Origin of the sequence: Nonomuraea sp. NPDC048882, assembly GCF_040649755.1 — a bacterium.
GTDB lineage: Bacteria > Actinomycetota > Actinomycetes > Streptosporangiales > Streptosporangiaceae > Nonomuraea > Nonomuraea maheshkhaliensis.
Genome location: NZ_JBEZGB010000001.1, coordinates 85,009 through 97,141 on the forward strand (window position 1 = coordinate 85,009; position 12,133 = coordinate 97,141).

Annotated in this window: 9 protein-coding genes; 6 read left to right on the forward strand and 3 right to left on the reverse strand. The window is 71.8% G+C overall.

Features of this window, described 5'->3' with window-relative positions; all coding sequences use genetic code 11:
- Positions 1 to 179 precede the first annotated feature (179 nt).
- From AB0C27_RS00405 to AB0C27_RS00420, 4 genes are all read left to right on the forward strand, one after another.
- Entirely contained in the window at positions 180 to 1,775 is a 1,596-nt protein-coding gene (locus AB0C27_RS00405) for an ABC transporter substrate-binding protein (protein WP_357835478.1), read from the forward strand.
- Positions 1,776 to 1,807: 32 nt separating this feature from the next.
- Entirely contained in the window at positions 1,808 to 2,821 is a 1,014-nt protein-coding gene (locus AB0C27_RS00410) for an ABC transporter permease (protein ID WP_357835481.1), read from the forward strand.
- Between the two features lies 1 nt (position 2,822).
- Positions 2,823 to 4,733, forward strand: a complete 1,911-nt coding sequence (locus tag AB0C27_RS00415; protein ID WP_357835484.1) for a dipeptide/oligopeptide/nickel ABC transporter permease/ATP-binding protein — start codon at positions 2,823 to 2,825, stop codon at positions 4,731 to 4,733.
- Between the two features lie 64 nt (positions 4,734 to 4,797).
- Positions 4,798 to 5,742 (forward strand): oligopeptide/dipeptide ABC transporter ATP-binding protein, encoded by a 945-nt coding sequence (locus AB0C27_RS00420; RefSeq protein ID WP_357835487.1) that lies wholly within the window; start codon positions 4,798 to 4,800, stop codon positions 5,740 to 5,742.
- 13 nt (positions 5,743 to 5,755) lie between these two features.
- Here the strand turns inward: AB0C27_RS00420 and AB0C27_RS00425 are convergent, their stop codons facing one another.
- From AB0C27_RS00425 to AB0C27_RS00435, 3 genes are all read right to left on the reverse strand, one after another.
- Positions 5,756 to 6,790 carry a LacI family DNA-binding transcriptional regulator gene (locus AB0C27_RS00425; protein WP_357835489.1) on the reverse strand — a complete coding sequence of 345 codons (1,035 nt, stop codon included), beginning with the start codon at positions 6,788 to 6,790 and terminating at the stop codon, positions 5,756 to 5,758.
- 159 nt (positions 6,791 to 6,949) lie between these two features.
- A complete protein-coding gene (locus AB0C27_RS00430; protein ID WP_357835492.1) occupies positions 6,950 to 7,759 on the reverse strand; it encodes an SDR family oxidoreductase in 810 nt (269 codons plus the stop codon).
- Complete coding sequence (locus tag AB0C27_RS00435) at positions 7,756 to 8,862, reverse strand: Zn-dependent alcohol dehydrogenase (RefSeq protein WP_357835495.1); 1,107 nt, start codon at positions 8,860 to 8,862, stop codon at positions 7,756 to 7,758. Before AB0C27_RS00435 ends, AB0C27_RS00430 begins: the two co-directional genes overlap by 4 nt.
- A gap of 398 nt (positions 8,863 to 9,260) precedes the next feature.
- On the opposite strand from AB0C27_RS00435, the gene AB0C27_RS00440 reads away from it, so the two are divergent.
- Both AB0C27_RS00440 and AB0C27_RS00445 read left to right on the forward strand, forming a co-directional pair.
- Positions 9,261 to 10,640, forward strand: coding sequence for a glycosyl hydrolase family 65 protein (locus tag AB0C27_RS00440; protein WP_357835498.1), 1,380 nt, complete (start codon positions 9,261 to 9,263; stop codon positions 10,638 to 10,640).
- Between the two features lie 142 nt (positions 10,641 to 10,782).
- On the forward strand, positions 10,783 to 12,120 hold the full coding sequence (locus AB0C27_RS00445; RefSeq protein WP_357835501.1) for a cytosine permease: 1,338 nt from the start codon (positions 10,783 to 10,785) through the stop codon (positions 12,118 to 12,120).
- Positions 12,121 to 12,133 lie beyond the last annotated feature (13 nt).

Here is a 12,133-nt window from a genome sequence, read left to right on the forward strand (position 1 = left end):
TGAGCGGTGATCCGGCGCCCGGAGGGCCGGGTGAGGTCTTGACGTCGTATTTTCGCCGCCGTAACTTGGCTCGAACGCAGTCGAAACTCGAACCGACCGCTTCGAAACTTCAGCCGAAGTCTTTCCGGCGGCTCCTCCTCTCCTTCCCTCCACCCTCCCCCTCCAAGAAATGGGTCGACATGAAGCGCAAACATCCGGTCGCGCTGACGATCGTGGCGGTTTCGGTCCTGCTCGGCGGATGCGGTGGTGGCGGAGGTGGCGGCGGCTCCCCCAGCGGCACTCCCGTCTCCGGGGGCACGTTCACGATGAACCTCGGCACCGATCCGGGGACGATCAACCCGTACAAGACCACGGGCGGCACCAACCGGCAGATCTTCGCCTTCAGCTACGACACGCTCGTCGGGCGGATGCCCGACGGCAGCGTGGCCCCGCAGCTGGCCACCGAGTGGAAGGTGGCGCCCGACCAGGTCACCTACACCTTGCGCAAGGGCGTCACCTGCGAGGACGGCACCCCGCTCAAGGCCAGTGACGTCGCCGCGGACTTCGACTACGTCAAGGACCCCAAGACGCTCTCCCCCTGGGTCAACCTCACCATCCCGCTGCCGTACACGGTGACCTCGGACGACGCGGCGGGCACCGTGACCGTCAAGACGAAGACGCCGTTCGGGTTCCTGCTGGAGGGCGCGGGCTCGCTGCCCATCGTCTGCCCGGCGGGGCTGAAGGATCCCGCCTCCATCGAGCACGCCTCCAACGGGACGGGCCCGTACAAGGTGACCGACTACGTCCCGGGCGACCACTACACGCTCGAAGCGCGGCCCGGCTACGCGTGGGGCCCGAAGGGGGCAGGGAACGCGGAGGCGGGCAGCCCGAAGACGGTGAAGATCGCCTTCGTGCAGAACGAGTCCACCTCCGCCAACCAGCTGCTCTCCGGCCAGATCAACGCCGCCCAGATCACCGGCCCCGACCGCGCCCGCCTGGACGCCACCCCCACGCTGAAGAAGTTCGACGTGCCGGTGATGGTCGGCGAGATGAACCTGAACGAGGCCAAGGGCCGCGTGTTCGCCGACCCCGAGGTGCGACTGGCCATGGCCGCGGCGCTCGACCGCGCGCAGGTCACCAAGGTCGGCACCAGCGGCACCGGCCAGGTCGCCGACAACATGATGGTGGAGAAGCCCGTCTCCTGCCCCGGCGACGAGACCACCGGCACGCTGCCCGCGTTCGACCCGGCCGCGGCGAACCAGCGGCTCGACGCCGCCGGGTACGCCAAGGGCGCCGACGGCATCCGTGCCAAGGACGGCAAGAAGCTGACCGTCAACCTGCTCTACCAGGTCGGCGCGCCGCAGACGGTCTCCGCGGTGGAGCTGATCGGCCAGCAGCTCATGGCCGTCGGCATCGGCACGAACCTCAAGGGCCTCACCCAGGCGGCGTTCCTCGAAGCGCTCTACACCACGCAGGATTTCGACGCCTACTACAGCGGGATCAACCTGGAGTTCCCCTTCATGATGACCGCGTACTGGGGCGGCGCGACCCCTGACAAGGGCGGTCGCAACACCGGCAGCATCCAGAACGAGGAGTTCGACAGCCTGTCGGCCAAGGCGCTGGCCGCCTCCGGGGCGGAGGGGTGCGAGCTGTGGAAGCAGGCGCACCAGGCGCTGCTGAAGCGGGTGGACGTGCTGCCGATCTCCGTCGGCAACCGGCCGTTCTACACCTCGAAGTCCTCGCTGCAGACCGTCGGCCTGTTCGCGGTGCCGACGAGCCTGCGGCTGTACCAGTGAGCGCGGGCCACGAGGCCGCGCAGGTGCGGCCTTTGCACGACGGGGCGCAGGACGGGGCTGAGCCGCCGGCGCGAGAGGGGGCGCGCCGGCGGTCCGGGGCCGGCCGCTGGGTGATGTTCGCCGGCAGGCGGCTGGTCCGGCTCGTGCTGTCGCTGCTCGTCCTGGTGGCGGCGACGTTCATCATGGTCCACCTGATCCCCGGCGATCCGGTGCAGACCGCGCTCGGCGACCAGGCCACGCCGCAGATGGTGGCCCAGCGCCGGCACGAGCTGGGCCTCGACCTGCCGCTGCCCGAGCAGTTCTGGCGGTACGTGGCAGGCGTCGTGACCGGCGACTTCGGCCGCTCCATCGTGACCGAGGCCCCGGTGGCCGACCTGCTGACCACCCGGTTCCCGAACACGCTGCGGCTGGCCGGACCGGCGTTCCTGCTGGTCGTGCTGATCGCGATGCCGGTCGGGCTGCTCACGGCGGTGCGGACGAGGGGCGGGCGCGGGCGGCACGTGCGCGGCTGGTTCGTGAACGTGACCGGCCTGCTCAACTCGATCCCCGACTACGTGCTGGCCACCGTGCTCAGCCTCGTGTTCGTGGTGACGATCAAGGCGTTTCCCGCGGCGGGCGACGAGGGGCTCAGCTCGTACGTGCTGCCCGTCGCGGCGCTCATCGCGGGCCCGGCGGCCTCGCTGTCCAGGATCGTCAGGGTGGAGGCGCTCAAGGTGCTGGACGCGGAGTACGTCAGGGCCGCCAAGGCGCGCCGCGTGCCGACGGCCCTGCGTTACTGGCGTTACGTGCTGCCGAACATGATGACCGCCTCCCTGACCTACGGCACCATGATCCTGGCCGGCCTGATCGCCGGAACCGTGCTGGTGGAGAACGTCTTCGGCTGGCCCGGGGTCGGCACGGTGATCTCGCAGGCGGTCATCCAGAAGGACTATCCGCTGATCCAGGGCATCCTGCTGGTCCTCGGCACCGCCGTCCTGCTGCTCAACATGGTCGTGGACGTCGTGCTCGGCGTGCTCGATCCGCGATCCCGGCTGGGGGAGGTCTGACATGACCGTTTCGACGGCTGCCTTCCGGGGCCTGCGTCCCGGCCGCCTGGTGTCCGGCGGCGTACCCCTGCTCCTGATCCTGCTGTTCGTCTTCCTCTCGGTCGCCGGCCCGTCGATCTGGGGGCAGTCCGCGTCGGCGAGCAACGTGGCCGAGGCCAACCAGTCGATCAGCGCCGCGCACTGGATGGGCACCGACGACCTGGGGCGCGACATCCTGGCCAGGACGCTCGTGGCGACGCGCAACTCGCTGGTGCTGGCCGTGGTCGCCACGATCGTGGGCGGCTGCGTCGGCATCGGGCTCGGGCTGATGTCCGCGATGTCGCGCCGCCTGGGCCGCGTGCTCGGCGCGCTGATCAACGTGCTGATCGCGTTCCCTGCGCTGCTGCTGGCGATCTTCTTCGCAGTGCTGTTCGGGATCGGCTCGGTGGGCAGCGTGCTCGCGGTGGGCGCCTCGTTCGCGCCGGGCTTCGCCCGTATCACGCAGACGCTCACGGCGTCGGTGGTGTCCAAGGAGTACGTCGAGGCGTCCCGTGTGCTGGGCAGAGGCCCGATCTACCGGACGTTCCGCCACATCCTCCCCAACATCGCCGAGCCGATCGTCCTGTACTCGACCATCCACATCGGGACGGCGGTGCTGGCGCTGTCCGGTCTGAGCTTCCTCGGGCTGGGCGTGCAGCCGCCCGTCTACGACTGGGGACGGCTGCTCAACGACGGGCTCACCCGTATCTACGTGACCCCCGGTGTGGCCATCGCGCCGTCCATCGCGATCGTGCTGGCCGGCCTGACGTTCAACCTGGCCGGCGAGCGGCTGTCCGACCTCATCGCCGGCCGCCGCTCCGCGCCGCCCACCCGGCGCCCCCTGCCGCGCCCGGCGGAGCCGGCGGCCGGCCCGGCGGAGGACGGCGGCGGCGCGCTCGTGGACGTCCGCCACCTGCGCGTCACCTACACCTCGCCGGACGGCCGCGTCACCACGCCCGTCCGCGACGTGTCCTTCACCCTCGCCCCGAAGGAGCGGGTCGGCATCGTCGGCGAGTCCGGGTCGGGCAAGAGCCTGACCGCCGCCGCCATCGCCCAGCTCATCGAGGAGCCCGGCCACGTGGAGGCGGAGCGGCTGCGCTTCATGGACGCCGACCTGCTCGCGCCGGACGCCGCCACCCAGCGCGTCCTCGGCCGCAACATGGCCATGGTCTTCCAGGACCCCGGCGAAGCGCTGAACCCCGCCATCAAGATCGGCACGCACCTCGTCGAACCGGCCGTCATCCACCTGGGCGAGAGCAAGCCGGACGCCAAGCGCAAGGCGCTGGACGCGCTGCGCGCGGTGGCCATCACCGACCCGGCCCGCCGCTTCGAGCAGCACCGGCACGAGCTGTCCGGCGGCATGAAGCAGCGGGTCGGCATCGCCATCGGCCTGATGGGCGAGTCGCGGCTGCTCATCGCGGACGAGCCGACCACCGCGCTCGACGTCACCGTGCAGCGGCAGATCCTGCGGCTGGTCGACCGGCTCGGCGCGCGGACGGAGGCGGGCCTGCTGTTCATCTCGCACGACATCGCCGTCGTGTCCGAGCTCTGCGACCGGATCATCGTCATGTACGCGGGCTTCATCGTGGAGGAGGCGACGACGGCCGATCTGCTCGACTCGCCCGCGCACCCGTACACGTCGGTGCTGCTCGCGGCCAGCCCGCGCATGGGGCTGGACAAGAGCCGGCCGCTGGTCGCCATCGACGGCCGCATGCCGGGCCCTGACACCGATCTGCCCGGCTGCTACTTCGCGGCGCGCTGCCCCCGCGCCGACGCCACCTGCCTGTCCAGCCGCCCGCCCCTGCGCGAGCTGGCCGACGGCCGCCGCGCCGCCTGCTGGCATCCGCTCACCGAACCCGGGGACGTGCCGACCAGCGAAGGAGCGACGATCTGATGACCGCCTCCGACGCCCTGACGGCCGTTCCCGACGCGCTGACCAGCGAAGGAGTGTCGATCTGATGGCCGCTCTGTCGGTCGAGGACCTCACCGTCCGGTACGGCTCCGTCACGGCCGTCCGCGGCGTCTCCTTCGACGTCGCCGCTGGCTCCGTACTCGGCCTCGTGGGCGAGTCGGGCTCGGGCAAGAGCACGGTGGCCCGCGCCCTCGTCGGGCTGACGCCGGCCACGGGCAGCATGCGGATCGACGGCGCCGACCTGTCGTCCCGTCAGGCGCGCCGCCGGGTGCAGCTCGTCTTCCAGGACTCGCGCAGCTCGCTGGACCCGCGTTTCACCGTGGAGCAGTGCGTGACGGAGGGGCTCACGGGGGTGCGCGGGCGGGACGCCTCGGCGCGGGTGGCCGAGCTGCTCGACCTGGTCTCGCTCGATCCCGCCGTCGCCAGGTCCCGTCCCGGCGACCTGTCCGGCGGTCAGCGGCAGCGGGTGGCCATCGCCAGGGCGCTCGCGGCCCGTCCCGACGTGGTGATCGCCGACGAGGTGACCGCTTCGCTGGACGTGTCGGTGCAGGCGGTCGTGCTGAACCTGCTCCGCCGGCTGCGGGCCGAGCTGGGGCTGACCATGATCTTCATCAGTCACAACCTCGCCGTCGTGGAGTACATGTGCGACGACCTGGCCGTGATGTTCGACGGCCGCATCGTCGAGTACGGGGCCGTGGACGAGGTCATCGGGCGGCCCGAGCATCCGTACACGCGGTCCCTGCTGGCGGCCGTACCGGAGATCGGGCAGCGCCGGCTGCTGTCGGAGGCCGACGTGGAGGCGTCAGCGGTCACCGATCCGGCCTCGGCGGGAGGATGCGCCTACCGGCTGCGCTGCCCGATCGGGCCGGCCGCGCACCCGGAGCGGGAGATCTGCGTGACCACGGAACCGGCCGCCACGGCCGCGCACGCGCACCGGGCCGCCTGCCACTTCGCCCGCGAACTGGACGACCCGGTCGGCCCGCGCGCCTGAGCCGTCGCCCGCCTCAGCGGGCGGGTGGGGCGGTGCTGGCGCGGACGATCAGTTTCGTGGACAGCTCGACGCGGCCCTGCGGCAGGTCGGCGCCCTCCTCGTGGGCGAGGAGGGTGCGGATGGCCAGCGCGCCCAGCTCGGCGATCGGCTGCCGCACCGTCGTCAGCGGCGGTGAGATCCACTGCGCCACCGGCACGTCGTCGAAGCCCACCACGCTCATGTCGTGGGGCACGGACAGGCCCCGCTGCTGGATCGCGGCGTAGACGCCGGTCGCCTGCTCGTCGTTGGCGGCGAAGATCGCCGTGGGCGGGTCGGGCAGGTCGAGCAGGGTCAGCGCCGACTTCAGACCGGAGGAGTAGTGGAAGTCGCCGTGCTCGACGAGCCCGTCGTCCGGCGGGATGCCCGCCCGCTCCAGCGCGGCCCGGTAGCCGGCCAGGCGGGCCTGGCTGCACAGGAAGCGCATCGGCCCGGTGATCGCCGCGATGCGCCGGTGGCCGAGCTCGATCAGGTGCCGGGTGGCGGCCAGCCCGCCGCCCCAGTTGCCCGCGCCGATCGACGGGTCGTCGGAGTCGACGTCGCCGACCGGATCGACGAGGATCACCGGCACGCCGAGCTGCGCGATCCGCTTGTGGTCGGCCGGCGACAGCTCCGACAGCGCGAGGACGATGCCGCGCGAGCCCCGGTCGGAGACGTCCTCCAGCCACTGCTGGGCCCGTCTCGGCCCGCTGTCGAGCACCGAGACGACGATGCCGACCCGCGCGGCCCGCGCAGCCGCCTCCCCGCCGCGGATCATCTCGGCGGCCCAGGGCGTGCTCGCGTCGTTGAAGAGCATCTCGATCAGGCCGCCGCGCCGGCCCGCCGCCACGGCGCGCTTCGTGCGTTTGGTGGGGACGTAGCCGCGTTCGACCAGCATCGTTTCGATCTGGGCCCGCGTGGCCGGCGCCACGTCCGCGCGACCGTTGAGCACCTTCGACACGGTGGCGCGCGAGACGCCGGCCGCGGCGGCGATATCGGCGACGGTGACCCGCCGTTCGACTGAGTCAGACACCAAGACATGCTCCATTGCGGAAACCGGGCTTCACTGTCGCAGCTACCATCGTAGGGGCCGTGAGACAGCCGGACCGAACCTCGCGAACGCCGGTACGACCGCGACGCGCCGGCCACCTGGAACCCGCGCGCAGGCGCGCCGGACGCCGGGTCACCGCGTTCACATCCATCCGCCGTCGACGATCCAGTTCTGGCCCGTGCACATCGCACTGTCGTCGGCCGCCAGCCACAACACCATGCGTGCCACGTCAGCGGGCATGACGTGCTCGCGCAGCGACTGGGCCCCGCGTACCTTCTCCAGCGTCTCGGGTGTGGCCCACAGCGCGAGCTGCCGTTCGGTGAGGACCCAGCCGGGGATGACGCAGTTGACCCGGATCCGGTCGGGGCCCACCTCCCGTGCCAGGGTGCGGGTCATGCCCTCGATGGCGGCCTTGGCCGCGATGTAGACCGGCAGCCCGACGAAGTCCGCGTGCGCGCTGATCGAGCCCAGGTTGATGATCGAGCCGCCGCCGAGCTCGCGCATGCCGGCGGTGACCGCCTGGATGGCGAAGAAGTGGTGGCGCAGGTTGACCGCCATCCCGTTGTCCCAGAACGCCTCGTCCACGGCCGCGCTGTCGTGGCGTTCGTCGTTGGCGGCGTTGTTGACCAGGATCGAGATCGGCCCGAGCTCCGTCTCCACCGCCGCCACCGCCGCGCGTACCTGCTCGACGTCGCGCACGTCGGCGGGGACGAACACGGGCTTCGGGCAGTCGAGCTCGGCGATCCGGGCGAGCAGCCGTTCGGCACCCTCGGCGTCGATGTCCGCGAAACCGACGCGGGCGCCCTGCGCGGCGAGGGCGGCGACGAACTCCGAGCCCAGCCCGGTCGAGCCGCCGCTGACGAAGGCGACGCGGTCGCGCAGGCTGGGGTAGACGGCGTAGCGCGGCTTCCCGGCCTCGGCGGCCTCGGCGGCTTGTGGTGCGATGGTCATGGCGACCCCCAGGGCAGTAGCACTCCTCGGCCGACCGAGCCGCCGGCCAGGTCGGCGAAGGCCGTGTTGACGTGGTCCAGCGGGTAGCTCCGGCCGATGAGCGCGTCGAGCGGCAGGCGGCCCGCGAGGTAGAGGTCGAAGATCCGGGGCAGGTCGATGAGCGGGTTGGCGGAGCCGTACAGGCTGCCCACCACCCGCTTCTCCCGCTGCACCAGCAGGTTCAGCGGGACCGCGAACGTCGTGCCGACCGCGCCCAGGCCGACCGCCACCAGCGTGCCGCCGGGGCGGAGCACGTCGATGGCCGTCTCCAGCGTGGCAGGCCGGCCGATGGCCTCGATCGCCCATTCGGCGCCGCGCGGCCGGACGGCCCTGATGGCGGCGGCGACGTCCTGGCTGGAGGCGTCCACGGTGTGCGTGGCGCCGAGCCGGGCCGCCATGGCGAGGCGTTCGGGGACGACGTCGACGACGATGATCGGGTTCGCGCCGGCCAGCCGGGCGCCGAGCACGCTCGACAGCCCGACGCCGCCCGCGCCGAAGATCACGATGGCGTCGCCCGCGCACTCTCCCACGGCGTTGAGCACCGCGCCGACGCCGGTGATGACGGCGCACCCGGCGATGGCCGCGATCTCGGGCGGCACGTCGGACGGAACGGGCACCACGGCGCGCTCGGAGACCACGCAGTATTCGGCGAAGCAGGACACGCCCAGCAGGTGATGGACGCGTGCGTCGCCGTCCCTGAGCCGGGTGGTGCCGTCGAGCAGGCCGCCCGAACTGGCCTGGATGCCCGCCGCCTCGCACAGGGCGGGCCGTCCTGCCAGGCAGTAGGGGCACTGACCGCACCGGGGCCGCCACATCAGGCAGACCCGGTCACCGGGCTTCACCCCGGTGACGCCGGGGCCGACCTCCTCGATCACGCCGGCGCCCTCGTGCCCCGGCACGACCGGGAGCGGGGCGCGCAGGTCGCCGGTCAGGTAGTGCTGGTCGCTGTGGCAGACGCCCGCCGCCTCGACCCGGACCAGGACCTCTCCCGCGTGCGGCGGGTCGAGTTGTAGTTCGCGGACGGCAAGGGGGGATCCGACGTGTTCCAGCAGCGCGGCTCTCATCTGCCCCCTCCGGTCGCCCTCGCAGCCGGCCGGTGAACGAGGAGACGGCGTACTCGTCCGGCAACGTGCTGCTCAGGTCTTGACTCGATCGTTGTAACGGTAGATGTCACGAACACTTGACGTCAACAGTTTCGGAACTTTCGACCGTGGTGGTCGCAGGATGCCGGACCGCCGTCCGGGTGTCCATCGGCGTCGGACGGCGGCGGTCTGGCGGGTGATGGCCTTTCGACATGGGGATATGCCGGGCCGACGGATGGGTTCCGGCACCCGTCGCACGGATCGCGACGTCTCGAAACTCGTCTCGACAGGATCGGAACTGTCCATCCGGCCGGGCCGCTCCCCGGCCGCCGATCGCGGTGTCCCGGGAGCGGGCCGGTCATCGTGGGTATCCTCCGGAAATGCCCCAGAGGACCGTGCTGACCTGCCCCCAGTCCGAACTCGTCGCGGTCTACGAGGCCGCCCTGCGCAACCTGCTCGACGTCAACACGATCGGCGGGATCATCCGCGCCGGCGGCGGCTATCCGACCCCGTGGACCAGGGACGCCTCGATCAACTCCTGGTACGCCGCCAGCCTCCTGTCACCGGACGCGGCCCGCGACACCCTCATGGCCGTCACCGACGGGGGGCTCGTCCAGCAGGACGACCAGTGGTGGGACCAGATCATCTGGGCCGTCGCCGCCTGGAACCACGTGCTGGTGACCGGCGACGAGGAGTTCCTGGCCCGCGCGTACCCGATCGCCGCGGCGACGATGGAGGTCCTGGACAAGGAGCGGCTCGACGGAAGGTACGGGCTCTATCGCGGTGGCTCCGTCATGCAGGACGGCATCTCCGGCTACCCGGAGCCGCCCAACGACCCCGCCATCGGCTCCAGTTTCGTGCTGGACTACCCGGAGGCGCACCGGATCATGTGCCTGTCCACCAACGCCGTCTACGCCGGGGCGCACCGGGCGCTCGGCCGGATGGCGGCCGCGCTCGGCGCCGACGCGCGACCCCACCTGGAGCGGGCCGACGCCACGGCCGCCGCGGTGAACCGGTGGCTGTGGCGGGAGGACGCCGGCCTGTACGGCTACTTCCTGCACGAGGACGGCCGCCTGGATCCGCACCAGGAGGCCCTGGGGCTGGCCATGGCGATCCTGTTCGGGGTGGCGCACGAGCGGCGGGCGGCCCTCGTCGCGGCGAACACGCACCGCGAGCCGCGCGGCGTGGTCAACGTCTGGCCGCATTTCGACCGGTACAGCCAGGAACGTCCAGGCCGCCACAACGCGATCTGCTGGCCGATGGTGATGGGCGTGTGGGGCGACGCGATGGCGCGCGGCGGTCATCCGGACCGCTTCCTCGAAACGCTGACGGACCTGCTCGGCCTGTTCACCGGCGTCCCGGCCGACGCGGCTACGACCGACGGTGGCCCGGCCAGCGCGGGTGGGCTGTACGAGGTCTACCACGCGATCACCGGCGTGCCCGACGGCGGCTGGCAGCAGGGCAGGCCATGGCCGTCGGAGCCCGACCAGACCTGGTCGGCCACCACCCTGCTCGGCCTGGTGCACCACGGCCTGTTCGGGCTCAGGTTCGAGCCGGAAGGACTGCGCTTCTCCCCCGCCATGCCCGCGCACTGGACCGAGGCCACGCTGAGCGGCCTGCGCTACCGCCACATGACCCTGGACCTCACCGTCTCAGGGGGCGGCACACGCGTACGGGACGTCCGCCTCGACGGACGCGAGGCGGACCTGATCCCGGCGGACCTCACCGGCCACCACGACGTCCGGATCACACTCGCCTGAAGCGCCTGGTGAGAAGCCCGATGCCCGCGCGACGAAAGGAGCAAAAAGCTCTCCGGCTATTCACGTGATCGCTTGCGCCACCTAACGTCTTTTCCTATCGGGGTCCTCCATCGGGCACACAGAAGGGGAGGAGATGGCCGACATGACGGATACGGCGGCGCAAGATGGCACGGCTTCCGACGACGGGTTAGCCCGCGACGACTACGCACTGCAGCGGGTCCCCCAGCAGGCCCGCTACGGCTGGCTCACCGTCGCCGTACAACGGTTCGGCATGCTGTCCGCGCTGTCGCAGTTCCTGCTCGGCGCCACACTCGGCATGGGCATGCGTTTCTGGGACGCCGTGCTCGCCATCACCCTCGGCGCGGTCATCCTCGAAGTGGTGGCCATCGCGATCGGCATCGCCGGCATGCGCGAGGGCCTGTCCACCGCCGTGCTCGCCCGCTGGTCGGGCTTCGGCCGGTACGGCTCCGGGATCATCGGCGTGGTGATCGCGGTGTGCCTGCTCGGCTGGTTCGGCGTGCAGTCCGGCGTCCTCGCCCAGGGGCTCGCCTCCCTCCTCGGCGGACCTCCGGTGTGGGTGTGGGCGATCCTGTCCGGGCTCGCCATCACCGCCATCGTCGTGCACGGGTTCGCCGGCATGGCCTGGACCGCGTGGATCACCGTACCGGCGTTCCTCGCGCTGGCCGGCTGGGCCATCGCGGTCGAGCTGGGCAGGCAGGACCTGGGCAGCCTGATGGCCTCGGCGCCGCCAGGACCGGCCCTGAGCCTGGCCCAGGCCACCACCATCGTGGCCGGCGGCTTCATCGTCGGCGCGGTCATCTCGCCGGACATGACCCGGTGGAACCGCAGCGCCGCCGACGTCGTCAAGCAGACCGTGCTCGGCATCACGCTCGGCGAGTACGTGATCGCCCTGGTCGGCGTGCTGCTGGCGCACGCGCTGCGCACTGGCGACGTGATCGCCATCGTCACCACCACCTCCGGCGCCGTCGGCACGATCGTGCTCGTCAGCGCCACCCTCAAGATCAACGACTGGAACCTGTACGCCGCCAGCCTCGGCACCACCAACGCCCTGCACACCGCGTTCGGCATGCGAGCCAACCGCGCGGTCGTCACCGTCGCACTCGGCGTCGTCGGCACGGGTCTGGCCGCGGCCGGCATCCTCGACCACCTCATCGGCTTCTTCACCCTGCTCGGCGTGGCCATCCCCCCGATCGCGGGCATCATGGTCGCCGAGTACTACGTGGTGCGCCACTGGCGCGCCGAACTCGACGCCTCCCGCGCCTCGGGAGAGCTGCCCGCGTCCGCGCCCGGCTGGGTTCCGGCCGCGCTGGTGATCTGGCTCGTCTCCTCCCTCGTGGGCCACTATCTGACGTGGGGCATCCCCGCGCTCAACGCCCTGCTCGTCGCGTTCGTCCTGTACGCCGCCGCGGGCCGCCTCCACCTCACCGGCTCCCCCTCCCGCACCACCACCTCCGCCTGACCCGACCCCCGCT